This is a genomic window from Aeromonas sp. 25-AL00135 (assembly GCF_054052385.1).
The window spans coordinates 1-24801 of sequence record NZ_JBSTYQ010000025.1; the positions used below are offsets into that span (position 1 = coordinate 1).

27 protein-coding genes are annotated in these 24801 nt (G+C 59.4%); 15 read left to right on the forward strand and 12 right to left on the reverse strand.

Features of this window, described 5'->3' with window-relative positions; genetic code table 11:
• Nucleotides 1–260: 260 nt before the first annotated feature.
• On the reverse strand, nt 261–1061 hold the full coding sequence (locus tag ACW5XC_RS18850; protein ID WP_042052769.1) for a LuxR family transcriptional regulator: 801 nt from the start codon (nt 1059–1061) through the stop codon (nt 261–263).
• 215 nt (nt 1062–1276) lie between these two features.
• The gene (locus ACW5XC_RS18855; protein WP_042052770.1) at nt 1277–3382 is read right to left on the reverse strand and encodes a TonB-dependent hemoglobin/transferrin/lactoferrin family receptor; all 2106 of its coding nucleotides are present in this window, start codon (nt 3380–3382) and stop codon (nt 1277–1279) included.
• 193 nt (nt 3383–3575) lie between these two features.
• Here ACW5XC_RS18855 and ACW5XC_RS18860 point away from each other — a divergent pair, with 193 nt between their 5' ends.
• The 3 genes from ACW5XC_RS18860 to ACW5XC_RS18870 are packed head-to-tail and all read left to right on the forward strand — an operon-like array spanning nt 3576 to nt 5548.
• Entirely contained in the window at nt 3576–4547 is a 972-nt protein-coding gene (locus tag ACW5XC_RS18860) for a ChaN family lipoprotein (RefSeq protein ID WP_042052773.1), read from the forward strand.
• 25 nt (nt 4548–4572) lie between these two features.
• Complete coding sequence (locus ACW5XC_RS18865; protein ID WP_005348211.1) at nt 4573–5127, forward strand: cysteine hydrolase family protein; 555 nt, start codon at nt 4573–4575, stop codon at nt 5125–5127.
• Between the two features lie 37 nt (nt 5128–5164).
• Complete coding sequence (locus ACW5XC_RS18870; protein WP_005335256.1) at nt 5165–5548, forward strand: hypothetical protein; 384 nt, start codon at nt 5165–5167, stop codon at nt 5546–5548.
• A gap of 86 nt (nt 5549–5634) precedes the next feature.
• Here ACW5XC_RS18870 and hutZ read toward each other — a convergent pair whose 3' ends face one another.
• Together hutZ and hutX are read right to left on the reverse strand one after the other, a co-directional pair.
• Nucleotides 5635–6192, reverse strand: a complete 558-nt coding sequence (gene hutZ / locus ACW5XC_RS18875; protein ID WP_005335257.1) for a heme utilization protein HutZ — start codon at nt 6190–6192, stop codon at nt 5635–5637.
• Nucleotides 6189–6701: a heme utilization cystosolic carrier protein HutX gene (gene hutX, locus ACW5XC_RS18880; protein WP_005362516.1), complete on the reverse strand. Its 513-nt coding sequence runs from the start codon at nt 6699–6701 to the stop codon at nt 6189–6191. The genes hutZ and hutX overlap by 4 nt, the downstream gene beginning before the upstream one ends.
• Nucleotides 6702–6871: 170 nt before the next feature.
• Here hutX and ACW5XC_RS18885 point away from each other — a divergent pair, with 170 nt between their 5' ends.
• The 5 genes from ACW5XC_RS18885 to pepE all read left to right on the forward strand — a co-directional run bounded on the left by ACW5XC_RS18885 (nt 6872) and on the right by pepE (nt 12149).
• On the forward strand, nt 6872–7723 hold the full coding sequence (locus ACW5XC_RS18885; RefSeq protein ID WP_040066746.1) for a heme/hemin ABC transporter substrate-binding protein: 852 nt from the start codon (nt 6872–6874) through the stop codon (nt 7721–7723).
• Nucleotides 7720–8751 (forward strand): FecCD family ABC transporter permease, encoded by a 1032-nt coding sequence (locus ACW5XC_RS18890; protein ID WP_042052775.1) that lies wholly within the window; start codon nt 7720–7722, stop codon nt 8749–8751. The genes ACW5XC_RS18885 and ACW5XC_RS18890 overlap by 4 nt, the downstream gene beginning before the upstream one ends.
• A gap of 11 nt (nt 8752–8762) precedes the next feature.
• The gene (locus ACW5XC_RS18895; protein WP_042052777.1) at nt 8763–9575 is read left to right on the forward strand and encodes a heme ABC transporter ATP-binding protein; all 813 of its coding nucleotides are present in this window, start codon (nt 8763–8765) and stop codon (nt 9573–9575) included.
• 230 nt (nt 9576–9805) lie between these two features.
• Nucleotides 9806–11167, forward strand: a complete 1362-nt coding sequence (locus tag ACW5XC_RS18900; RefSeq protein ID WP_042052780.1) for an endonuclease/exonuclease/phosphatase family protein — start codon at nt 9806–9808, stop codon at nt 11165–11167.
• Between the two features lie 244 nt (nt 11168–11411).
• Nucleotides 11412–12149, forward strand: a complete 738-nt coding sequence (gene pepE / locus ACW5XC_RS18905; protein ID WP_042052782.1) for a dipeptidase PepE — start codon at nt 11412–11414, stop codon at nt 12147–12149.
• 120 nt (nt 12150–12269) lie between these two features.
• Here pepE and ACW5XC_RS18910 read toward each other — a convergent pair whose 3' ends face one another.
• The 3 genes from ACW5XC_RS18910 to dnaB form a co-directional block, all read right to left on the reverse strand.
• Nucleotides 12270–12689 (reverse strand): secondary thiamine-phosphate synthase enzyme YjbQ, encoded by a 420-nt coding sequence (locus ACW5XC_RS18910; protein ID WP_042052785.1) that lies wholly within the window; start codon nt 12687–12689, stop codon nt 12270–12272.
• Nucleotides 12689–13762 carry an alanine racemase gene (gene alr, locus ACW5XC_RS18915; RefSeq protein WP_042052788.1) on the reverse strand — a complete coding sequence of 358 codons (1074 nt, stop codon included), beginning with the start codon at nt 13760–13762 and terminating at the stop codon, nt 12689–12691. The genes ACW5XC_RS18910 and alr overlap by 1 nt, the downstream gene beginning before the upstream one ends.
• Before the next feature lie 199 nt (nt 13763–13961).
• Entirely contained in the window at nt 13962–15356 is a 1395-nt protein-coding gene (dnaB, locus tag ACW5XC_RS18920) for a replicative DNA helicase (RefSeq protein WP_026035132.1), read from the reverse strand.
• 363 nt (nt 15357–15719) lie between these two features.
• Here dnaB and ACW5XC_RS18925 point away from each other — a divergent pair, with 363 nt between their 5' ends.
• Nucleotides 15720–16580, forward strand: a complete 861-nt coding sequence (locus tag ACW5XC_RS18925) for a Tim44 domain-containing protein (RefSeq protein WP_005335275.1) — start codon at nt 15720–15722, stop codon at nt 16578–16580.
• Nucleotides 16581–17004: 424 nt separating this feature from the next.
• Here the strand turns inward: ACW5XC_RS18925 and slyD are convergent, their stop codons facing one another.
• Nucleotides 17005–17676: a peptidylprolyl isomerase gene (slyD, locus tag ACW5XC_RS18930; protein WP_042052790.1), complete on the reverse strand. Its 672-nt coding sequence runs from the start codon at nt 17674–17676 to the stop codon at nt 17005–17007.
• A 143-nt stretch (nt 17677–17819) separates the two neighbouring features.
• Complete coding sequence (locus ACW5XC_RS18935) at nt 17820–18023, reverse strand: YheV family putative zinc ribbon protein (protein ID WP_005335287.1); 204 nt, start codon at nt 18021–18023, stop codon at nt 17820–17822.
• A gap of 39 nt (nt 18024–18062) precedes the next feature.
• Here ACW5XC_RS18935 and ACW5XC_RS18940 point away from each other — a divergent pair, with 39 nt between their 5' ends.
• From ACW5XC_RS18940 to ACW5XC_RS18950, 3 genes are all read left to right on the forward strand, one after another.
• Nucleotides 18063–18722, forward strand: coding sequence for a hypothetical protein (locus ACW5XC_RS18940; protein ID WP_042052792.1), 660 nt, complete (start codon nt 18063–18065; stop codon nt 18720–18722).
• 152 nt (nt 18723–18874) lie between these two features.
• Nucleotides 18875–19774: a chemotaxis protein gene (locus ACW5XC_RS18945; RefSeq protein WP_005348267.1), complete on the forward strand. Its 900-nt coding sequence runs from the start codon at nt 18875–18877 to the stop codon at nt 19772–19774.
• Nucleotides 19775–19839: 65 nt separating this feature from the next.
• Nucleotides 19840–20826 carry a hydrolase gene (locus ACW5XC_RS18950; RefSeq protein ID WP_042052794.1) on the forward strand — a complete coding sequence of 329 codons (987 nt, stop codon included), beginning with the start codon at nt 19840–19842 and terminating at the stop codon, nt 20824–20826.
• On the opposite strand, the gene ACW5XC_RS18955 is transcribed toward ACW5XC_RS18950, so the two are convergent.
• The gene (locus ACW5XC_RS18955) at nt 20805–21956 is read right to left on the reverse strand and encodes a GGDEF domain-containing protein (protein ID WP_042052796.1); all 1152 of its coding nucleotides are present in this window, start codon (nt 21954–21956) and stop codon (nt 20805–20807) included. The genes ACW5XC_RS18950 and ACW5XC_RS18955 overlap by 22 nt on opposite strands.
• Before the next feature lie 97 nt (nt 21957–22053).
• Here ACW5XC_RS18955 and ACW5XC_RS18960 point away from each other — a divergent pair, with 97 nt between their 5' ends.
• From ACW5XC_RS18960 to ACW5XC_RS18970, 3 genes are read left to right on the forward strand one after another with little or no spacing between them, the layout of a single operon-like run.
• Complete coding sequence (locus ACW5XC_RS18960) at nt 22054–22278, forward strand: YheU family protein (RefSeq protein ID WP_005335298.1); 225 nt, start codon at nt 22054–22056, stop codon at nt 22276–22278.
• Nucleotides 22279–22330: 52 nt separating this feature from the next.
• Nucleotides 22331–23200, forward strand: coding sequence for a phosphoribulokinase (locus tag ACW5XC_RS18965; protein WP_005335299.1), 870 nt, complete (start codon nt 22331–22333; stop codon nt 23198–23200).
• Between the two features lie 16 nt (nt 23201–23216).
• Nucleotides 23217–23750, forward strand: a complete 534-nt coding sequence (locus ACW5XC_RS18970; protein WP_005335300.1) for a DUF4136 domain-containing protein — start codon at nt 23217–23219, stop codon at nt 23748–23750.
• A gap of 141 nt (nt 23751–23891) precedes the next feature.
• Here ACW5XC_RS18970 and ACW5XC_RS18975 read toward each other — a convergent pair whose 3' ends face one another.
• Entirely contained in the window at nt 23892–24188 is a 297-nt protein-coding gene (locus ACW5XC_RS18975; RefSeq protein ID WP_040067985.1) for an MliC family protein, read from the reverse strand.
• 93 nt (nt 24189–24281) lie between these two features.
• Nucleotides 24282–24686: an OsmC family protein gene (locus ACW5XC_RS18980; RefSeq protein ID WP_005362569.1), complete on the reverse strand. Its 405-nt coding sequence runs from the start codon at nt 24684–24686 to the stop codon at nt 24282–24284.
• Nucleotides 24687–24801: the final 115 nt, after the last annotated feature.

Genomic DNA, 24801 nt, shown 5'->3' on the forward strand with positions numbered 1-24801 from the left:
TACCTTCGATGCTGATATAACATGGAGTTGGCATGTGTATGCTCCTAAATAGGTTGGTTAAACGAGATAGCACTCGACCAACCTTTAGCAGCGTCCATGCCATTTTTTTATTCCTTATTTATCAAATAATTACATTCCGCCAGTTCTCGCCCAACGCACATGGGTGCAATAAGTTGCGCAATATCATCACACTCACTGGCAAAACTGACCTTTTTAGTAATTTCATCTACGTAATGAGCAAGCTTTTGCGTTAGGCAGCATCATGCACTGTTATCATCCACATTTTCGATTTGTGCCGTGTCAATGTTCAGCCTGACAATCCCCTGCATCAGTGCCCAGGATATCGCCTGATTTTTGCTGCTTGCCCCCAGCTTCTCCGCAATCCGCTCAAGATGGAAAGTGACAGTTCTGGGCTTGATCCCCAGGATCTGGGCAATATCGCTCACTTGCTTGCCTTCGGCGGCCCATTGGCACACCTCCAGCTCCCGTAGCGTCAGATCTTCCTGAGGAAACTTCACGGCAAGACAAACACGGGCCACCGCCTCGAAGACATGCACTGCCAGCCAGCTTAAAAAGGGAATAGCCGTCAACCACTGATGTTCGGTTCGTGGCGTACGAGTGATCAATGACAGCAAGCCAACATGGCCATTCGCCCCGTGCCAGGGAATCGTGATCCCGTCGCGCAGCCCCATCTCTTGTGCCTGCAGCATCACTTCCAACCCAGCGATGTCCTGCTGATCGCAACACTCGGTGATCAGATTGGCCCAGAGGATGGGGGTGCTCTGCTTCATTCCTTTACGCACAACGGGATCTACCGCAAAGAAACGCTGTTTGTCATAGGCCTGCACCCACTCGGCAGGACAGCCGTTGAAAATCCTCACATCAGGACGCTGAATCGAACTGGGAAAGATGAATCCAAGCCGGAAGTGGTCAAACCCCATCTGCTGGCTCAGAGTTCGCAACAGAGTCACTATGGTCTGCTCGTCAGGGGCCTCATTGAAGCGGGTAATTAGCTCAAGTGCATCGGCGGTGTCGAGAAAATAGTTCGATGTCGAAGTCAAAGGCGAGTCGCACCCATTGTAAAGAATTACTAAATATCATTAACAATGAATCAAATAGCATAATATCTCGCCAACACAAAGAAAAGGCGAAGCCAACGAATAACATGGCGTGAGCGGGTCACCTCACGCCTGGCTACATGTATAAAAAATCCCCGCCTGTCAGGGCGGGGATCCGGTGCGGGCAACTGCCCTCGATCACTGCGTGTGTTGTCTTTTTAGAATACGTATTTGACCCGTGCACTCAGGTTGCGGCCCGGTTCGGTCATCATGCTGTTATCGGAGCCCTCGGCACGACCGGCGATGCGCTCGTAGCTGGTGTACTCCTTGTCAAACAGGTTGAAGACCCCAACGTTGAGCTGCAGGTCGGTCATCGGGTTGAACTGGGCGTACATATCCACCACACCCCAACCGGCGCTCTTCACGTAATCCTTGCCTTTGCTGTCTTTACGGACTTTGTCCATGTCGTCAGCAAAGCGCAGCGCGGTGTTGAAGTTCCATTGGGACTGTTCCAGACGCACACCGACGGAGCCATTGAGCGGGCTCAGGCTGTTGATGTAGTTGCCATCCCCATCCTTGCCTTCGATGTAAGCGAGGTTGCCCCAGACATTGACGATGTCGTTGAGCCAGTAATCCGCCTTGGCTTCGACCCCTTTGGTGGTCGCCTTGCTCAGGTTCTGGTACTGGTAGACGGCGGTGCGCCCCTCTTTGCCCACTTCCACCATCTCGATGAAGTCTTCAAACTTGTTGTAGAAGCTGGCTACTTCATAGCTGAAGCCGTTGCTGCTGCCACGCACGCCAAGATCGATGCCGTCGCTGCTCTCCGGATTGAGGTTCGGGTTGGGCTCGATGCGATAGCCGTACGCCTGATGGTTCAGGGTGGAGAAGGCGCTGTCATACATGGGGGCCTTGAAACCGTGGCTGTACTGGGCGAACAGGTTGGCCGCCTCGTGGGCCTTGAACACCAGACCCAGCTTGGGTGACAACTCCCCTTCGGAGAACTTGTGCAGCTTATCGCCGGTGTAGGCCGGATCGTTGTCCGGGGTCATCCGGTAGTAGTCATAACGGGCACCCGGGGTCAGTACCCAGCGCTCGCCAAACTTGATCTCGTCAAAGGCCCACAGGGCGCTGCGCTCGCTGGTGGTAGCCGGGAAACTCAGCTCGTTGTAGCCGACAAAATCACCGGGTGTCGTCGGCCCCTTGTAACGGGTACGTTCGTTGTCGGTGTGCTCGTATTCAGCCCCCCAGGCCAGACGATGGTTGGCGACCGCCTTGTGGAACTGCAGCTGGGCGCCGATGTTCTTCTGATCGAACACGTTGTGATCCAGCGAGTTTTTGGTCACATAGGGATTGCGCGGGTTAACCGGATACTTGGATGAGGCGTACTGATCCAACGTCTGCTTGGTGCGAGCGAAGTAAACCTTGCTATCCATCCGATCTGCCCAGCCTTGATTCAGCGCGATGCCGTGATCCAGCACCACAGAGAGGTTGTCGGTCTGCTTGTCGGTGATGGGCTGATCAAAGACACGGGCAGTACCGGTACCGACCTTGTTGAGCTTGACCGCATCCGGCTCCTCGCCATCGGTCAGGTAGTCAACGGTCAGCTTGAGGAACTGCTCATCGGAGAGGTTCCACTTGCTCTTGAGCAGCAGGGCGTGGGTACCGATATCGAAGTCGTTCTTGGTGGAGTCGAAATTCTGGGTCACACCGCCATCGCGCCAGGTGTAGCGCAGCAGGTTCTCCACTTCACCAGTGCGCAGGGCGCCGGTAAAGCCCGCCATCTTCTGGTGGCTGCTGGAGGCGTAACCACTGGTCACATCCAGATAACTATCCTTGCCCTTGAGGAAGTCGCTGGCATCCTTGGTGGTGATGGCAATCACGCCACCCAGCGCATCGGAGCCGTAGGCGGCTGACGCCGGCCCCTTTGCCACTTCTACCTGCTTGATCATGTCGGTATCGAAGTAGCTCTGGCCAACACCGCCCTTGCTGTAAGCATCGTTCTGGCGCACACCGTCGCGCACCACCTTGACCCGGTTTTCACCCATGCCGCGGATGATGAAGGTCTGCGCATCCCCCTGACCGCCCAGAACGGTCACACCAGGTTCGTAGCGGAACAGGTCGGCGACGTTGGTGACGACCTGCTCTTCAATCTGCTTGGCGGTGATCACCGAGATGGGGCCGGAGACATCTTCCAGTTTTTGCTCCATCCGTGAGCCGCTGACGACCACGACTTCATCCGCCTTCTGGGTGGCAGCAAAGACCTGGGAGGAGAGACCGGCAGCCACAGCGAGGGCAACCAGAGAGAGTGCGTTATGATGGGTCACAGCGAATCCTTATTGAGAACTGTTATCAAACAGGCCGCATATTACCCGGCTCTCGACAAAGATCAACAAGAAACGAAATCATTCTCATTTGTTTTGAACCAAATTGGTTTTACACTGTCGCCCTGTGTTGCCCTTATTCTCTATTAGCCCCCCGAGATGCACCGGCATCCGGGCATATCAGCCGTGAGATCCCATGATTAGACGACTTCCCCTGCTCGCCCTGCCGCTGCTACTGGCAGCCTGTGCCACCCCCACCCAACCGACCCAGTCATCACAGTTGCAGACGCTCTATGACTACCAGCTAAGCAGCGAGGGAGACGCAGACCTGACGCTGGAGCAGGCGATCGCGCGCATTGCCGACGCCGACATCATTCTGGTGGGTGAGCTGCACAGCCATCCCGCCGTGCATCTGTTGCAATCGCGCCTGCTGAGCGGGCTTTACACCGCTGGCCAGCAGCACGGGCGGCCATTGGCCCTCTCCATGGAGCAGTTCAGCCGCGCCGATCAGAAGACGCTGGATGCCTATCTGGCGAACCAGATTGGTGAAGCGGCCTTGATCCGCGAAGGCAACGCCTGGCCCAACTATCCGAGCGACTACCGCCCGCTGGTAGAGTTTGCTAAAGCGCACCAGATGCCAGTGATCGCCGCCAACGCCCCCAAGCCGCTGGTGAGCTGTGTCGGTCAGGAGGGGGCTGAGTGGCTAGACAAACTGCCCGCGTCGCGTCGCAGCCAGCTGGCCCGCCAACTGACGCTAGGGGATGATCCCTATAAACAGAAATTTATGGCCTCCATGCACCACGGCGATGCCGACAGCAACGCCCGCCGCTTCGCCGCCCAAACCAGCTGGGATGACACCATGGCCGAAAGCATGGTGGATTATCTCGCCAAGCACCCGGGCCAGCAGATCATGCATATCGCCGGCAATTTCCACGTCGAGGGGGGGCTTGGACTCGCCAGTCGCATCGCCAGCCGCAATCCTGCCCTCAAGGTGGCGCTGGTCGTGCCCCGCACAGATGAGACCTCTGTTGCAGATCCCGCAGCCGATGTGCAGGTAACCATCATGCCGCTGCCTAAGCGCTGGCAAAACAGTGACGAGATGAAGCAAGATATGGGCGCGCTGCATCAATCCCGCAGTCGTGACTGCAGCCAGTGGCTGCAACCCTAATCTTCCAGGAAACGGCGGGTAAAATATGGATGTGTTACTGATCATCGATGTGCAGCAAGGCTTGTTCAACGAGCCCCGTTACCGCCAGGAGCAGGTGCTGGCCAATATCAATCGGGCTGCGGCCCATGTCAGGCAGCAACAGGGACGGGTCATCTATATCCAGCATGACTCGCCCCCCGGTACCGAACTGGAACCCGGCACCCCGGGTTGGCAGTTGCACAGTGCGCTGCAACCGGCCAAGGGAGAGAGCCGGGTGCGCAAAACGGCCTGTGACAGCTTTCTCGACACCGAGCTTGCCTTCCTGCTAGCCGAGCAGCCGGTCGATCGACTCATTCTCTGTGGCTGCGCCACCGATTTTTGCGTCGACACCACGGTGCGCAGTGCCGCCTCCCATGGGTACGAGGTGCTGGTGTTGAGCGATGGTCACACCACCGCCGATCGCCCCCATCTGAGCGCAGCCCAGATCACCGAGCACCATCACTGGATGTGGCGCCACCTCAGCCTGCCGGAGGGGCGCAGTGTGACCCTGCTCACCACCGACGAGCTGCTGGCAGTAACACCCGCCCTGCAGCCGTGCTAATCTGCGAGCCTCGCCTCGTTTCTCACTGGAGTCTGTCGTGCGCCTGTTGTCTGCCACCCTGTTGTTGATTGTTCCCCTGCTGTCGGCCTGCTCCAGCTTGCCCGGACAGAAATATGACGGGCCGGAACCCCTGTTTCTGACCCATATCAACGAGGAGGGGAGCAAGCGGTTCACCTTTGAAGCCGCGCCCAACGACACCTTGCCGCGCGGCCTCTCGGCGGCCCAGAGCCAGCGGTTGCTGGAGCAGCGGGAGGCGTTGCAGGAGAACCTGCTGACCGAGACCCTGGCGACCAAGCAGTATTGCCGTCAGGGCTACATAGTGCTGAGCCAGACCTCCTGGAAGGTGCGGGGGGAGTGCAACGAAACGGCCACCGACGCCGATCGTCGCGCTTTTCCCAACAAGGCCAGCTGGCAGGATTGAACTGGCGGATGAGATAACGCAATAAAAACGGGCAGCCCAGTGGCTGCCCGTTTTGTTATGACGACTGTCGTGGTCGACTGGGATCGTCAGACCGGCGCATCGGCCGGACTGGTGAGCTCGGCACCGTTGTCGATGCGCTTGTGCCCTTCCACCAGATGGACGAAATCCACCAGCTCGTCACCGGAGACCGCGAACGCCTGGCCGAAGCCCTTGACGAACAGCCCCTGCTCCGGCTTGAGGCGGAACAGTTTGAAATCCTTGAGGTTGGAGAGACCCTTGATGATCTCGCCAAAACGCCCCTCCAGCGCCGCAACCGCCTTGCTCCAGCGGGCGTCGTCACGGGCCACCACTTCAGCCACCGCATCGAAGGTCAAGCGCTTGCGGGCAAACAGCTCGCGGGCACCGCTCTCATCCTCGATCAGCATCAGGGATACCCGCGGCACCTGTTGCAGGTTGCGGGCGTGGCGGGCGATCTCGGAGATCAGCACATAGTAGCCATCTTCCTGCAGCACGAACGGGGCATAGCTGGCGTTGGGATTGCCTTCGCCATCGACGGTGGCGAGCTGCAGGGTACGGCAGCTGTCGCGAAACTCGCGGATCTCCGGTTGCAGGCGGTTCTGCAGACGCTCCTGACGTTCACTCATGCTTTGACTTCCTCTTGAGAGTTGTGGCGCAGCGCCATGAAACGGGTGACCTGATCGGCCAGCAGCTGGCGTTTCTCGTCGCGACCCAGATAGACCTTGAAAATGCAGCGGCCGGAGTGACCGAAGAACTGGAAGGAGTGCCCCTCCTTGCCCATGAACAGCTTGCTGACCAGCGCAATCCCCGCCACGTTGTCGAGCTTGAGGTGACCATGCAGCTCACCGTCGCGGCCCATCAGGTTGTAGTAGCCGCGTGCGTCCTTGCCTTTCGGGAAGGGGGCTTTTACCTCGAAGATGGAACCTTCTGATTCGACGATGGTGGTCACCGGGCCCCAGTCGGCCAAATCTTCCAGCAGACCTTGCGCACGATCGGCGGGCAGCAGGGTCACCAGCTCGGCGGGCAGATGGCGAACCACCTCCCATTCGCTGATGGCAAGCTGGGCCGCCAGGGTGGACGGATGAGCGCCGGGATCCTGCTCCAGCAGCGCGTGAATGCGTTGTGCAATGCTCATGTTTTCTCCCTCTGCGGGACCAGGTCGTCCCGCTGTTTATCATGGCGGCTACTCTAATAAAGCACCGGAATCAATGCAATTGATAATTGCTATCATTATCAGTGCATTTTTTCCAAAGCCTTGATATTCTCGGCGGCACACCCGTTTCATTCACCCCTTCGGAGGTTAGCATGGGCCGTCGTCTTGCCCTCGCCATCACCCTGCTCTGCAGTTCACTCTCTCCCTTCTCTGCCGTTGCCGCCGACGGACAGAAAGAGCGTATCGTCAGTATCGGCCCGGCCACCACAGAACTCATTCTGGCCCTTGGCGGTGAATCGAGCCTGATCGCCACCGATGTCAGCAGCCCCTTGCCAAAAGGGTTGCCCAAGGTGGGCTATCACCGGGCGCTGGCCGCCGAAGGGATCCTGAGCCTCTCCCCCACCCGACTAGTGGGCAGCGACGAGATGGGCCCGGCCCCGACCCTGGATCAGCTACGTCGTGCCGGGGTCAAGGTGGAGGTGCTGGATACCGCGCCGACCCTCGCCAACCTCAACCAGCGTATCGACACCCTCGCCAGCCTGCTGGGCGACAAAGCCGCTGGCGATCGCCTGAAGGCAGAGATCCAGGCTCAGACCGATCAGCTGGCGGCGCAAGCCAAACAGAACAAACCGCTCAAGGTCGCCTTCCTGCTGCTGCACAAGGGGCAACCCACCAGCATCGCCGGGGGTGACACCACCGCCAGCGCGCTGATTTCGCTGGCAGGCGGTATCAATCCGGTCGCCGAGTTGCGCAACTACAAGCCGGTATCCGCCGAATCCCTCATCGAGATGCAGCCCGATCTGGTACTGGTCAGCGGTCGTGACTGGCAGCAATATGCCGATCCGGCCAAGGTGCTTGCCGAAGTGCCCGCCCTGGCCGCCACCCCGGCTGGCAAGCGTAACGCCATTCACGCCATCGACGGCCACGCCCTGCAAGGGGGCCTGAGCCTCAACTCCCTGCAACAGGCGAACCAGATCGCCCAGTGGATCAAGCAGGGGTCATGATGCGGTTACCCCTCTCCTGGCTGCTGGCCTTTACCACGGCCGCACTGGCGCTGTTGCTGCTCGGTTCGCTGGCAACCGGCCCCATGACCCTCACCCTGGGCGAGAGTCTGCGGGCGCTGTTTGCCGGGCAGGAGAGCGGGATAGAGTCGCACAAGCTGCTGATCGTGCAGGAAATTCGCCTGCCGAGAACCCTGCTCTGCATCGCTGTGGGGGGGATTCTCGGGCTCTGTGGCGCCGTGATGCAGGGGCTGTTTCGCAACCCTCTGGCTGACCCCGGCATCATAGGTGTCTCCGGCGGTGCGGCGCTCGGTGCGGCGCTCGCCATCGTGCTGCTGGCCCCCCTCGGCCAGCAGCTGCAAGCCACCATCGGGGTTGGTCTGCTGCCGCTGCTCGCCTTTCTCGGCGGCGCGCTCACCACCACGCTAGTCTATCTGCTCGGCACCCGTGAGGGGTGCACCTCGGTCACCGTCATGCTGCTGGCCGGGGTCGCCATCACGGCGCTCTCCGGTGCAGTGATCGGCCTGCTCACCTATCTGGCGGACGATCAGATGCTGCGCAACCTGAGCCTCTGGCAGATGGGAACGCTGGCGGCAGGCAAACCGGCCGATGTGGCGCTGGCCCTGCTCACCCTGGCGGCCCTGCTGTGGCTCTTTATGCGCGATGCCAATCCCCTCAACGCCCTGCTGCTAGGTGAAGGAGAGGCCCGTCATCTGGGGGTCAATGTGCAATCCCTCAAGCGTCGCCTGATTCTGCTCACCGCCGCGGGCGTCGGGGTGGCGGTAGCGGTATCGGGGATGATCGGCTTCGTCGGGCTGGTGGTGCCTCATCTGGTGCGCCTGCTGGCGGGTCCCAACCATGTCAGGTTGCTGCCGCTATCGGCCCTGCTTGGCGCTGCCCTGCTGCTGGCAGCCGATATGCTGGCACGCACCCTGCTGGCCCCTGCCGAGCTGCCGGTGGGCATCATCACCGCCCTGCTCGGCGCTCCCTTCTTCATCTGGCTGCTGGTAAAAGGCCGCCGCGCCCTGTGATACGGACTGTTATGCAACCACTCTCATCCTCACTCTCCTCCCCCCTGTTGAGCTGCACACGACTCAGCCTGCGCCGTGGCCAGCGCCAGATCCTGGATGGGCTCGATCTTAGTCTCGAGAGCGGTACCCTCACCGCGCTGCTCGGCCCCAACGGGGCGGGCAAGAGCTCGCTGCTCAAGTGCCTGACCGGCGAGCTGGAATATGAGGGCACCATCACTCTGTTTGGCGAAAATCGCCAGCAGTGGGACAGCAGCCAGCTGGCCCACCGGCTCGGGGTATTGCCGCAAAGCTCCTCCCTCAACTTCCCCTTTCTCTGCGAGGAAGTGGTCGCCATGGGGCGCTTGCCCCACAGTGAACCGGCGGCGCGGCGTGACGAGATAGTGGCGGCGGCCATGACCCATGCCGGGGTCGAGCATCTGGCCAAACGGCTCTATCCCGGGCTCTCCGGCGGCGAGCGGCAGCGGGTGCAGTTTGCCCGGGTGCTGGCGCAGATTTGGCAGGCCCCCTCCCCGACCGAGCAGGCCGAGCAACCCCGCTTGCTGCTGCTCGACGAACCCACCTCGGCGCTGGATCTGAAATACCAGCATCAGCTGCTCACCATGGCGCGCGCCCTCGCCAGCCGCAATACAGCTGTGCTGGTGGTGCTGCACGACCTCAATCTGGCGGCGCGCTATGCCGATCGGCTGGTGATGCTGGAGCGGGGCAAGCTGATGGCCGATGGCACGCCTGCCGAAGTGCTCACCCCTGAGCTCATCGCCCGTCTCTATGATTATCCGGCACAGGTGATCCACCACCCCGAGAGCGGCCTGCCGATGGTAGTGTGACAAATTCAGAGTGCGGTAACGGCAGGAAGCGCGTTATTCATCCCGGAAACTGCAGCGTATAAACCGGTTTTTCACACCCCATATCGCCCTGCTAACATTCATCATCGCCAGATATGTGGTGTGAATATCCTCACACTTTGCTCAGGCAAAACCCCCGCAGCATCACCGTCTACTTATAATGACGCCGCCTCACAGAAGGCATAACTCATTGATGCTACGGAACAATTACAATGAAAAATATCAACAAGACCCTACTGGCCGCCGCCATCTCCCTCGGGATGCTGGCAGGCTGCAACAGCGACAACGACTCAAAGGCAGCTGATCCCATGGTTCGTTTTGCCACCTTCAACCTCTCTTTTGACCGCACTGCCGCCGGTATGCTGACCGGTGAGCTGGCCTTGACCCGCACCGAGCAGGATGCCCTGCTGGCCCGCCTCGCCGAAGGGAGCCTGAGCGGCGCCACTGAAACCAAAGCCAAGAACGTGCAGCAGATCCGCAACGTGGCGGAGATCATCCAGCGCACCCGTCCGGATGTGTTCCTGCTCAACGAGTTCGACAACGACGGCAAAGGCGAGAGCACCGCCGATCTGAAAGCCTTCAACGACAACTATCTGGCTCACGCCCAACACGCCGAAGTGACCGCCATCAGCTATCCGGTGATGCAGAACTTCGCCACCAACACCGGCCTGATGAGCGGTTATGACCTCAATCTGGATGGCAAGGTCAACAGCGGCCCCGACGATGCCTGGGGCTTTGGCAACTACCACGGCCAGTACGCCTTTGCGGTGATGTCCAAATATCCCATTGACACCAAGCAGATCCGTACCTTCCAGAACTTCAAGTGGAAGGATATGCCGGGCGAGCAGAATCCCATCATCGATGACTGCAACAATCCCAAGGTCAAGATCCCGGCCAGCCGCCAGTGTGGCGATGCCTGGTATTCAGACGCAGCCTGGCAGCAGTACCCGCTCTCCTCCAAGAACCATGCCGATGTGCCGGTACGGATCAAGACCGAGAAGGGTGAAGAGGTGATCCACTTCCTGATCTCCCACCCGACCCCGCCGATCTTTGCCAACGCGGCGCGTCACACCGTCAAGCACAACCGCGCCGAGATCGCCTTCTGGAATGACTACGTCAAGGGTCTCAACTACATGACCGATGACAAGGGCACCAAGGGTGGGCTCGCCAAAAATACCAAGTTTGTCATCGCCGGGGATCTCAACGCCGATCCGCTCACCGGTGACGGCGACCTGACCGCCATTCAGGATTTGCTAAACAACCCGCTGATGAATCAGGCCATCACCAATGGCACCCTGATCCCGGTCAGCGAAGGGGGCCCGGAGTGTGTCAGCAAAGGGGCCGACTGCAAACGCAACCTCAATCGCCCCAACCCGGAGCGGATCACCAACTCCAGCGTGCTACAGCTGGATCACGTCATCCCCTCCGCCAACCTCAACGCGGTGAAGAGTGGTGTCTACTGGCCGGCCAGCTTCGAGGCGGGTTACCACCTGGTCTATGATGCGAAACTCGGCATCGCCAAGGGAGTCAGTTCGGATCACCGCATGGTGTGGGTCGATCTCAAACTCGACTAACTCTGCCATGACCCCGCTGCGGCGGGGTCTTTTATTGGCGATGGGCAGCGAGCGGAGCGCTGCTTATTAATCCACCAGTTGGCATTGAGTTATCCATCCATAACTCCTCCATAGCCGTTGAATGGGCCTCGCGATCACAGAACCGCCGCGCCAATGGTGGTAGCATGCCTCCTCTTGCCATCCGGCCGCACGGCGGATCCGGTGGCCCTCCCTCCTCCGCTTTCACTTTTTGAGGAACGATTTGATGGAACTGCTTCTGCTTAGCAACGGTAAAGCCAACGAATTTCCGGGTCTGCTTGGCTGGGCCCGCGACCGGGTGCAGAGCCTGCTCGCGCGCAAACAGGTCAAGCGCATCCTGCTCATCCCCTACGCGGTGATCCGCAGCGACTGGGATGCCCGCGCCAACGAACTTACCGAGAGTCTCGGGATCGAGACCATCAGCATTCACCACTTCGATGATCCGGTCGCGGCCGTCAATCAGGCCGACGCCATCTTTATCAGTGGCGGCAACACCTGGCGCCTCAACCAGATGCTGCATGAAAACGGCCTGATCGTGCCGATCCAGCGTGCCGTGCGCGAGCGGGGCGTCCCCTATGTGGGCTGGAGCGCTGGTTGCAACGTGGCGACCCCGAGCATCCGCACCACCAACGACATGCCGGTTTGCAGTGCCGCCGTGCTGCCGGCGCTGGGCCTGTTCCCGCTGCAGATCAACCCGCACTATCTGGACGCCAGCATCAGCGGCCACATGGGCGAGACCCGCGACGAACGTCTGGCCGAGTTCTGCGCCATCAACCCGAGCGAGCACGTGGTGGCCCTGCGCGAAGCGAGTCTGCTGCAAATCACCGGAGAAAACGGCAGCGAGCGTCTGGAGTACTGGAGCGCCCGCGAGCAGGACTTCAAGATCTTCAAACACGGTCAGGAGCCACAAGCCTTTATGGACGCCGCCCCGCTGGCCAAGCTGACCCCCTTCAAGGTCGGCTGAGCCACGAAAAGCGTTTCACCACTGGCAGGTGGATGGCTCACAAAACCGTAGAAACGACAGAGGGATGGCTCGGCGCCATCCCTCTTTTTTATCTTCATCTTTCAGCTGGTTACAGCCTGATTACTCACCCTGCAGGGTCACCAATACCTTGCGGGCACCGCCATCGATGCGATGCTCGCCAAGCCAGATCCCCTGCCAGGTGCCGAGCGCCAACTGACCATCGCGGATCGGCAGTTGCAGGCTCACCCCGAGCAGGGAGGATTTGATGTGGGCGGGCATGTCATCCGGCCCCTCATAGGTGTGGCGATAGTAAGGGGCATCCTCCGGCGCCAGCCGGTGCAGATGGGCCTCCATATCGCTGCGCACGCTGGGGTCACAATTCTCGTTGAGAGTAAGCGAGGCGGAAGTATGTTGCAGCAGCAGGTGCGCCATGCCAATCCGGTAATCCGCCAGCATCGGCAGCTTGGCCACCAGCTCGTCGGTCACCAGATGAAAGCCCCGCGAACGGGGCTTCAACGTCAGCAGGCACTGCTGCCACATCAGACGTACTCCATAAAGACGCGGGAGGTGAGTTTGGTGATGAGTTCGTAGGGGATGGTGCCAATCTCGTCGGCCACCCGCTCTACCGGCAACCCCTCGCCCCACAGTACCGCCTCGTCGCCGGGCTTGTCGGTCGCGCCGGGCCCAAGATCTACCGTGCTCATATCCATAGAGACACGCCCCACCAGCGGCACGATGCGGCCGTTGACCAGCACGGATGTGCCGTTGGGCGCCATGCGCGGATAACCGTCACCGTAGCCGATGGCGATCACGCCAAGGCGAGTGTCACGATCCGCCACCCAGTTGGCGCCGTAGCCCACCGGCTCGCCCGCCTTGTGATCCCGCACCGCAATCAGCTGGGTCTTCAAGGTCATCACCGGCTGCAGGTCGTAATCGGCCGCCACCGTATTGGGGAAGGGCGACACGCCATAGAGGATGACACCGGGGCGCACCCAGTCGCAGTGGGAGTCTGGCCAGGCCAGAATGCCCGCCGAGTTGGCCATGGCCCGTTCGCCCAGGAGCGGTGCCGTCAGACGGCTGAAGAGGTCGATCTGCTCGCGGGTGGTGGGCTGCTCCAGCTCATCGGAGCGGCTGAAGTGGGTCATGATGTTGAACGGCTGCACCACGTTCTTGCACTTGCCGAGGCGCTCGATAAAGGCGGGCATCTCGTCGGCACGTACCCCGAGGCGATGCATGCCGGTGTCAAGCTTGAGCCAGGCCACCACGGGCGCTGGCAGCTCGACCTGCTCCAGCGCTTCGAGCTGCTCCCAGGTGTGAACCGCCGTCTGCAGATTGTTGGCCGCCAGCACCGGCAGATCGTCGGCGGAGAAGAAGCCCTCCAGCAGCACGATGGGCTTGACCACGGCGCAGGAGCGCAGCATCAGCGCCTCTTCGATACGGGCCACCGCGTAGGCATCCGCATCCACCAGGGTGCGGGCGACCGGCAGCAGTCCATGGCCATAGGCGTTGGCCTTGACCACAGCGATGATCTTGCAAGCGGGAGCGTGGCGCTTGACCACGGCGAGGTTGTGGCGCAAGGCCGCAGTGTTGATTTGGGCAGTAGCCGCTTTCATGGTTTTCCCTTACGAGGGCACAAATGGTCTCCCCCTCATCGGGCCGAAGACCGCCACTCACTTATCGTCGTCGAAGGCCGGACCGGCATAATTGTCGAACCGGGAAAACAGGCTCTGACGGGCTGCCTTGCAGTGAATGGCAAGCGGGTCAGAGCGGTGGTGGCAATCCTGACCACAGGATTGCCATGATTGTTACTTATCAATAATCATCGTCAAACGCAGGACCGGCGTAGTTGTCGAACCGGGAAAACTGACCCTGGAAGGTGAGACGCACCCGGCCGATAGGGCCGTTACGCTGCTTGCCGATGATGATCTCGGCAATCCCCTTGTCCGGGCTGTCATCGTGATAAACCTCATCACGATAGATAAACATGATCAAGTCCGCATCCTGCTCGATGGAGCCCGATTCACGAAGGTCCGAGTTGACCGGGCGCTTGTCGGCCCGTTGTTCCAGACTTCGGTTGAGCTGGGAGAGCGCCACCACAGGGCACTGCAGCTCTTTCGCCAGCGCCTTGAGGGAGCGGGAGATCTCGCCGATCTCCAGGGTACGGTTGTCAGAGAGCGCCGGCACCCGCATCAGCTGCAGGTAGTCCACCATGATCATGGATAGGCCACCGTGCTCGCGTGCCACCCGACGGGCACGGGAACGTACATCGGTCGGAGTGAGGCCGGATGCGTCATCGATATACATCTTGCCCTTCTCCAGCAGCAATCCCATGGTGGAGGAGAGGCGCGCCCAATCCTCGTCGTCGAGCTGACCGGTACGCACCTTGGTCTGGTCGATACGCCCCACAGAGGCAAGCATACGCATGATGATCTGCTCCGAGGGCATCTCCAGCGAGAAGATAAGCACCGGCTTGTCGGCAGTGAGGGCCGCATGCTCGCACAGGTTCATGGCAAAGGTGGTCTTGCCCATTGAGGGACGGGCCGCCACGATGATCAAGTCCGAGCGCTGCAAACCGGCGGTCATCTTGTCGAGATCGTTGTAACCGCTCGATACCCCGGTCACCCCGTTGTGCGGGGTCTTGAACAGCTCTTCAATCTTGTCGACGGTCTGCTCGAGGATGAGCTTCAGGGGCTGGGGCCCCTCGTTGGCGCTGGTGCGCTGCTCGGCAATCTTGAATACCTTGCTCTCGGCCAGATCGAGCAGATCGCCGGAGGTACGGCCCTGTGGCTCGTAGCCTGCTTCGACTATCTCGTTGGCGACCGAGATCATCTCCCGTACGACCGCCCGCTCACGCACGATTTCGGCGTAGGCGTTGATGTTGGCAGCACTCGGGGTGTTCTTGGCGATCTCCACCAGATAGGCGAAGCCGCCCGCCTCTTCCAGCTGTTCGGAGCGCTCCAGCTCCTCCTGCAAGGTGATGAGGTCGATGGGGTTGCCCGCGTTGGAGAGGCGGGTCATAGCCTGGAAGATCAACCGGTGCGGACGGCTGTAGAAATCCTGATCGATAACCCGTTCGGCAACCCGATCCCAGGCATCGTTATCCAGCATCAGGCCGCCCAGTACGGACTGTTCGGCCTCAAAAGAGTGGGGAGGAACTTTCAGCTGTTGTGTCTTGGCGTCTTTTTTCGCCGTCACTTGCTCTGCCATACACATAAAAACCGCAGCGGGAAGGGGACGGGAATTTTACAAAAGAAAGCCAACTACGGCGAGCCCTATCTGGCGGCTCATACCATCATAAAGGGCCAAACCAGAGTCTGCTCTACCTTGACCATTTTGATTTTGCTTCGCATTTTGCGCTCCTTGCGACTCAATCTTCTGCTTTTCATCCGGTTTACTCCTCTTGTTTGACGCCGCATCGCGGCTACCTCGTTCATGAATAATTCATGCCAGAGGTGATATTGATGAATACAAGCTGCGACACAATTAGGGGCAGGCAGCCTGCCATGCGCCTTGCTGAGCTTGCCAAAGCGGAGCATGCCCCACCCACAGACGAGAGTGAAAAGAGTCAAAATGAAAAAGATGCTGACCCTGTTTGCCGTGATCCTGGCCATTGGCCTGGGGGCACCTCACGCCGAAGCCAAGAAATTTGGCGGCGGCAAATCCTTTGGTAAAAGTTACAAAACTGCGCCGGCCCAGCCTGCGGCCAAACCGGTCGACAACAAGAATCCGACACTGAATGCCCAGACTCCGCCGAAAAAGAGCGGCATGATGGGTGGCCTGCTGGGCGGCCTGCTGGCTGGCGGCCTGTTTGCCTACCTGCTGGGCAGCGGTGCCTTTGAAGGTCTGCAAGGAATGGACTTCCTGCTGATCGCCCTGCTGGCGCTGGGTGCCGTCTTCCTGATCCGTACCCTGCGCAAGGGCAAGGTCGCGACGCCACAGCCACAACAGGCGGCCTATGCGGGCTATCAGCCACCGCAATCCGCGGCCCCGCAGCAGTTTGAGCAGAGCAACAGCGCACCGCAAGCCACCGGCTTTGCCGACAGCGACGTGCCGTTCCGCCTTCCGCCGGGCTTTGACATGAACAGCTTCCTGGCCGGTGCCCGCGATCACTATCGCACCCTGCAAGAGGCGTGGAACAAGAACGATCTGGAAAAAGTGCGCGAGTACGTCAGCCCCGAGCTCTTTGAGCAGCTCAAAGCCGAGCGCGCCGAACTGACTGGCGACCAGCATACGGAAGTAATGTATGTGGATACCCAGCTGGTACGTGCTGACTACGGCAGCGACTGGGCTCAGGTGAGCGTGCGCTTCAGCGGCCGCTACATGGACCGTCAGGAGCAGGTCGAAGAAGACATCAAAGAGGTGTGGCACCTCGAGCGCGATCTGGCCAAGAACAATGCCCCCTGGCATATCGTCGGTATCGAGCAGCTGTAAGGCTTCGCGCCTATCAGTTAGTCACTAGGCAATAGCCAGTCAGTTAAGCCTGACTGGCTATTTTTTTATGGGCACAACGAGACCAAATAGAGACTGACGCTGGCTCGTTATAGCTGTTGGGGCATGAAGTAACTTGGTCATATTGTGCTGATGATGACACCGATTTGATGACTCGTTTGCAGATGACGTTTGCGCTCCGCACAAAAGCCCCATCGCGGAACCGAGAGGGAATAATGTTGAGCATTAACCAAAAATAAGCAGCCTATTAGCTTGGGAAAAGCCGCGAGCCTATTTGACAGACATAAAAAATCCGAAGCCAGAACAACCGGCTTCGGATTTCATCATCCAAGGAGGAGCAATTAATGAGCATTAGTTGCTCGGTATGACTCCTACGGCAGATTTTTTATCATCGGCATGGCCGTGATCAGTGGTGATGGCCCTTGCCACCACAACCGCCGCCACCGCAGCAGCCGCCGTGACCATGGCCGTCACCGTGATCGTGGCCATGATCGTGACCGTGGCCAGCACCGCCGCAGCAACCGCCCTGGCCGTGATCCTCATCGTGGTCGTGACCATGACCGCCACAGCAGCCGCCGTGATCGTGGTCATGACCGTGATCGTGACCGCAACCACCGGCACCGTGAACGTGGCCGTGAGCCAGCTCTTCGGCAGTGGCGGCACGCACGTCCTTGATCTCGACCTTGAAGCCCAGAGTTACGCCAGCCAGCGGATGGTTGCCATCCACCTTGACGAACTCTTCGGACACTTCAACCACGGTCACCGGACGGTGGCCATCGTCGGTTTCAGCCACAAAAGTATCCCCTTCGGAGACTTCCATGCCGTCGAACAGCTCGCCCGGTACTTCTTGTACCAGTGTCTCGTCATATTCGCCGTAGGCCTGGCTCGGTGCCAGAGTCACTTCGAAGGCTTCACCTACCGCGCGACCTTCCAGCTCGGCTTCCAGGCCTGAGACCAGGTAACGGGTGCCGTGCAGATAGACCAGCGGCTCTTTGCCGACAGTGCTGTCGATGACTTCACCGTGCTCGTCGGTGACTGTGTATTCCAGCGTAACCACGCTCAGAGGAGCTACTTTCATGTCAGGATCCTGCGGATAGAAAAAAACGGGCTCAGAATACCCTAAAAAGCGGGCCGCGCATATGCCGTGCGGCGCCACTGAGTGACGAAAAAAACGGCAACAGCGTCAGCGAGAAGGCCCGCATTCCACCCGCCGTTCCCTTATCAGGGGCGAAACACCCCGATCACCTCTTCCGCCTCGCGAGTCTGCTTGTCGACCTCGGCAGGCGTTTGTACCTGGGTATCGCCACAGGCGACGCAGGTCACCTTCTCGACTCCATGCTCCAGATACAGCATCATGTTGTCCAACTTGCCGCACGCCGGGCAGACAGCACCGGCAATGAAGCGTTTTTTACGTCTGGTTTCCATATTTGTTACCTCCAAGCAGCATCATATCAGGGTTTTTACATGCATCACGCCATCGAGTATCACCATTTTTCCTGCCAGGGCCTGCACGCCGGCAACCGCAAACGAACTCCGGTCGGGCAGCTGTTGCGGATCACCCGGGGCGCCGCGCTGCTGAGACTGGGCCAACATGAGCTGTTGCTGCCGGCAGGCAGCAGCTTCTGGCTCTGCGCCGATGCCCTCGCGGCCTTCAGCCCCCTCAGCGGTTGCGAGTACGATCAGCTGAATGTCTCTTTGCGCGTGGCTCAGCCGCAGCAAGCAGGCTGGCTGCTGGCTACCCCGCTGCTCGATGCCCTGCTCGACTCGCTGGCCCGATGGCAACGTCCGAAAGAGTGGCAAGGGGCCTACGGTCAGCGACTGCAGGTGATCCTGGATGAGCTGCAACAGTGCGCCATCAGCCAGCAGGGTCACGGTGAGCTGCAAGCCTGCTGGCAAGCGCTGGCCAATGGCCAGCCGGAGTCTCTGCAACAGTGGGCACAACAAGCCGATGCGCCGGTAGAAGGGAGTGAATTGCAACAACAGTGGCAACTGCTGCAGGCGCTCAGATTGCTTAAAGGCGGCAGCAAACCCGCGCAGGTGGCCAGCAAGCTGGGTTATGCCGATGAGGCCGCATTGCAAGCGGCCTGCCAGCAGTGGGGCGTTGGCGAGGATGGTGATCAATAACCGGACGCCGATGGAATACGCCAACGAAATTGGCTGAATGAGTCCAGTTTTTTGCCAGATGGTCGTTAACAAGGAAGGGCCATTCCCCCCGTAATCCTTTATGCTAGAGGCCTGAAGTGACTGCCAACGTTTCGACCAACAGGACATCTGCCATGACGAGCAAAGCCAATCAATCCCAGGGCATGTTGCTGTTTCACCTTTCAGCCAAACAATCCTTTGCCATCGGTACCCTCAAGGTGAAGGAGATAGTGCCCTACACCCAGCTGACGGCAATGCCGCACTCGCACCCGACCGTGTTGGGGGCTGCCAATATGCGCGGCTCCACCATTCCGGTGATCGACATGGCGATGGCGGTGGGCTATCGCCCCATCAGCAAGGAGGAGATGCCCCACTGCTTCATCATCATTACCGACTGCCGCCGCACCCTGGTGGGCTTTCTGGTACGGGGCATCGACAAGATCACCGAGTGCAACTGGCGCGATATCGAATCGCCCCCCGCCTCCCTCGGCCACAATGTGTTCGTAACCGGCGTGACCCGGGTCAATGACCAGCTGATCCAGCTGCTGGATGTGGAGCTGATCCTCTCCCGGGTCTATCCGGACGATCCGAGCCACCTCTATCCGGTGCTGACCGATGTGCAGCGGGAGCGGATCAAGCCGATGCGGATCCTGCTGGTTGATGACTCCTCGGTTGCCCGCCGTCAGCTGATGGCAGCGCTGGACTACATCAATATTCCTTATGAGGTCTGTACCAATGGCAAGGATGCACTGACCCTGATGCAGCAACGGGCCAGCCAGAAGACCCCTATCGACATTCTGGTGAGCGATATCGAGATGCCGGGGCTTGATGGCTACGAGCTGGCCTTCGAGGTACAGAGCGACAGCAAACTGGCGGGAGCCTACATCATCCTCCACACCTCGCTCTCCAGCGAGATCAGTGTGGAGCGTGCCCATCAGGTGGGGGCTCATGAGGCGCTGACCAAGTTCGAGGCCAACGAGCTGATCCAGGCCATGCTGCGCGGCGCCGAACATCACGATCGCCTGCTGAAATAAACCAATGACTGGCGGGAGGTCACTCCTCCCGTCCTCCTTATCTTCGACACTGACCGGCTGACCCCATGCTGACCGAGAGCCACTTCCACGCCCCCTGGTGGGCCCGCAATCCTCATCTGCAGACCATATTGCCCAAATGGCTGCGCCGCCCCCCTGCCCGTTTTGTGGCGGAGCGTTTTGAACTGCAGGACGGGGACTTTGTCGACCTCGCCTGGAGCGGGGAAGTCAGCCTTGATGAACGGCCGCTGGTAGTGGTGTTTCACGGGCTGGAGGGGAGCATTCACTCCCACTATGCCAAGGGATTGTTCGCCCACCTGCAGCAAGAAGGCAGAGAGGCTGTGCTGATGCACTTTCGCGGTTGCAGTGGCGAGCCCAATCGCCACCTGCAAGCCTATCACTCCGGCGCCATCGGTGATGCGCAGGAGCTGATTGCCGAGCTGAGCCAGCGCTTCCCGGGCAAACCGCTGATCGCCATCGGCTTTTCACTGGGTGGCAATATGCTGGTCAATCTGCTGGCACGGGCCTGTCCTGCGGCATTGAAAGCGGCGGTGGTGGTCTCGGCCCCGCTGCAACTGGCGAGCTGCGCCGAGCGGGTCAATCAGGGCTTCTCGAAGGTCTACCAGAACTATCTGCTGCGTACCATGCGCCGCAATCTGCTCAACAAAATCAGCCAGCAGCAGAAAGCGAGTGAACGCTGGCAACCCCGGCAAGTGGAGCAGATTGCCACCCTGCGTGATTTTGACGAGCTGGTCACCGCGCCACTGCACGGCTTTCACAGTGCAACCCACTACTACCAGAGCTGCTCCGGCCTTCCCCTGCTGCGCCAGATCCCGATCCCGACCCTGGTCATCCACGCCGCCGACGACCCTTTTATGTCACACGCAGTCATTCCACGGCCGGAGCAACTCTCGCCCGCGGTGCGCTATGAGCTGAGCCAGCGCGGCGGCCATGTTGGCTTTCTGCACGGCACGCCCTGGCGGCCACGGTTTTGGCTGGATGAGCGGATCAGCCGCTGGATTGCCGAACAGAGTCACTCTGCAACACAGAACTGATTGCGTCCCAACTCCTTGGCCCGATAGAGCGCCTGATCGGCCCGCTCCAGCAACTGGCTAGCCCCTTCACCGGACACTGTGCTGGCAATCCCCTGACTCACCGTCACCCAGGGGACAACATCGGACGCCAGATGCTCCAGCTGCAGGCTGGCCAAGCCATCTTGCAACCGCTGCGCCACGCTGGCCGCCGCCTGACGGTCGGTATTGGGCAGCAGCAGCACAAACTCTTCCCCACCATAGCGGGCCACCAGATCAGATGGCGTGCGTACCGCACGGTTGAGCGCTTGTGCCACCTCGTTGAGACACATATCCCCCACCTGATGGCCGTAGTAATCGTTGAAGCGCTTGAAATAGTCCACATCGATCAGAATGAGCGATAGCGGAGCGCCGCTCTCCTGGCTATGGGCCAGCGCGCGCTCCAGCTCAATATTGAAATGCCGCCGGTTGGCGACACCGGTCAGAGGATCTTGCTTGGCGAGCTGATCAAGTTGGCGCAGCAGCGTCAGATTTTCATGCTCTCGCATGATCGCAAGCTCAAACCAGCGGTGCAGCATGCGGCGGCCAACCTCCAGCGCAATCACGCCAAACAACACGCCAAGCAGGTAGATCTGGGGAAAATCGACGCGTAAAAAGAGCTCCAACCCCACACCCACCGTCATCGGGCCCAAGAGATAGCCATAAAAAACCTTGCGATCGGGATAAAACGCGATGAGCGCGGCCAACAGGTTGAGCCGCATGATCCCGTTGGCATAGCTGACCCCTCCCCGCAACTCCACCTGACCAATCGTATAGATATGCAGCGTCCAGAGTCCGCCCCATAGCACCGTCACCAGTGCAGCCATCCGTAACCAGAGGCGATCCTGCAGATGGTCACAAAACAGGCTGACAACAGGTAGCAGCAATAGCACCACCATGACCAGCGCCAGCTCACTCTGAAAGCGCCAGGGCAAGCTGTCATCACTGGCGAGCCCGACCTGGCTGTAAACCTCGTAGCGTATCGAAAGAAACAACACCACCAGCCAGTTCAACAACCAGAACCACACCATGCCTCGGGCAATCGCCTCTCGACGTGCGCTGTCCAGATGCTCAGTCAGGGTTAACGGCGCACTGCGCTGCGCTTCAGACAACATCTCTCAGACTCCGGTGAAAAGGTAAAAAGTGATTGCATTCGCGGGATTCAACACAACAATAGCCTGACGATCACCTCTTTTGCTGTGAGACCTTTAAATGATCATTCCCTGGCAAGAACTGGACGGCGACACCCTGACCAACCTGATCGAACACTTTGTGTTGCAGGAGGGAACAGAATATGGAGAGCAGGATGTACCGCTTGGCGTCAAAGTCGATGCAGTGAGAGAACAATTACAGCAAGGCAAAGCTGTCATCGTCTATAGCGAGCTGCACGAATCGGTGAATATCGTGATGAAAGACCGCTTCATCGAGCAGTCTTGACCCAACCGCAATCCGGACCTTATAACGGAATTCCCAAGGAAGAGAGAATCCCATGTCGGCCAAGCACCCCATTATTGCCGTTACCGGTTCGTCCGGTGCCGGCACCTCCACCTCCACCAACGCCTTTCGCTCCATGTTCCATCAACTGGGATATACCGCAGCTGTGGTGGAAGGTGACAGTTTTCACCGCTACACCCGACCGGAAATGGATGTAGCGATCCGCAAGGCGCGCGAACAGGGGCGCCACATCAGCTATTTTGGCCCTGAGGCCAATGACTTCGGGCTGCTGGAGAGCTTTTTTCAGGGCTATGGGCAGGATGGCAATGGCCAGTATCGCCGCTACCTGCACAGCTTTGACGAGGCGGTACCCTTCAACCAGATGCCCGGTACCTTCACCCCCTGGCAGCATCTGCCCAGCAATACCGATCTGCTGTTTTATGAAGGGCTGCACGGCGGTGTGGTCACCGAGGATCACAATGTGGCGCGCCACGTGGATTTTCTGATAGGCGTAGTGCCCATCGTCAACCTGGAGTGGATCCAGAAGCTGATCCGCGATACCTCGGAGCGAGGGCATTCCCGCGAGGCAGTGACCGACTCCATCGTTCGCTCCATGGATGACTACATCAACTTCATCACCCCGCAGTTCTCGCGCACCCATATCAACTTCCAGCGAGTACCGACGGTGGATACCTCCAACCCCTTCAGCGCCAAGGTGATCCCGAGTCTGGACGAGAGTATGCTGGTGATCCGGTTTCGCGGTATCAAGCAGGTAGATTTCCCCTACCTGCTGTCGATGATCGATGGCTCATTCATGTCGCGGATGAACACCATCGTGGTGCCGGGTGGCAAGATGGGCTTTGCGATGGAGCTGATCCTGCGCCCGCTCATCCAGCAATTGATTGAAACCGGCAAAATAACCTGATTCAAAGGAGTTCACGATGCGGCTTGCTTATCTCTCTGTGGCACTGCTCGCCCTGCTTGGCGGTTGCAGCAGCGGGCCGGCGGCCCCCACGCTGGAGTCCGGCACCATGCTGGTTCGCCCGATGGGCAACTGGACCTATGGTGCAACCCCGCGCTACGCCCTGGCCGAACAGTATCAATTTGCCGGTGAGTTGGCGGAAGGGTGGCTGGAGCCGATGCAGCAGGCGGTAAGCCGGGAGCTCAATGGCAAGGGGTGGCAGAGTGCACCGCTCGACGAGGCGGATCTGTGGGTCGCCATCGGCGTCGCGGGCGGCAAGGATATGAGTGACGGCGAGATTTTCGCCCGTCTTGGCATGACGCCCGGGGTATATGCCTCGGCCAACCAGCGCAAAGGGTCGCTGGCCATCGTGCTGCTCGATCGCAAAACCCAGAAAGCGGTCTGGAGCAGCATCATCCAGCTGACCAGCGATGTAAGCATTGCAGATAGCCAGCGTCAGGCACTCAGCCAGCAGCTCGCGGCCGAGCTGCTCAATCGCGTCCCCACCAACTAGCGCTTGTTTAGTGATAACGGATGGATAGAAAAACGGCTTGCTTCCCGGCAAGCCGTTTTTTGTGGTCTCAACCTCTTGACCCAATCCGGCCTAGGCCAGACCCGGGCACAAAGCTGCACACCTTCAACTATCTGTGGTCACTTATTTAAGCGTACAGGTCAGCAGCGTGACTCCTTTCTGAGTGAGGAGGGCTTGCTTGTCCTGATTCCAGAAAGTGGTGACGCTGTCGGAATATTTGGCGCCAGATTCAGACTCAACACGCGCCAGCTTGTGATAAACCCCGGCATAGGGGAACTGCACCATATCGGCCTGGGCATCATAGGTAACGGCCAGCATCTCTTCGCCACACTGGTATTGGCTGTATTGATACTGGGTAGGTTGCGGGCTGCTGCACGCCGCCAGGCCCAAAAGGGGAAGCAGAGCGATCAATTTTTTCATTGCACTTTCCTTATGTAATGGCTTTATGTCATGGCCTTGTGCAGTGGCCTTACGTAACGGCCTTATGCCAGGGTACCAACGAAACTATCGTTATCAAGCTTCAACAATTTGATAACTATGGGTAATTTGTACCGCTTTTTCCAACATCAGGGAAACAGAACAATATTTTTCCATCGACAGATCGACCGCTCTGGCCACCTGTTTCTCTGCCAATCCCTTGCCTGTCACCACGAAGTGCAGATTAATCTTCTCGAAAACCCGGGGCACGCTATCGACCCGTTCGCCACTGACATCGACGTGGCATGCGGTCACCGACTGGCGCGCTTTTTCGAGGATGGAGACCACATCAATGGAGCTGCAACCACCGACCGCCAGCAGGATCATCTCCATCGGGCTGGCCCCCTCACCGGGGTTGGCACCATCCAGGATCACCTTGTGACCAGATTCACTCTCACCCACAAACTTCATCCCTTCCACCCAGCTGACCTTGGCTTTCATCTCGCACTCTCTCCTGTTAATCATGATGATGGATCCCTAGCATAACCCAGTCGCTTATCTCTGCCGAACAGGGGGAGTTGGGATGGAAATAGATCAAAATCAACATCTCCGACCT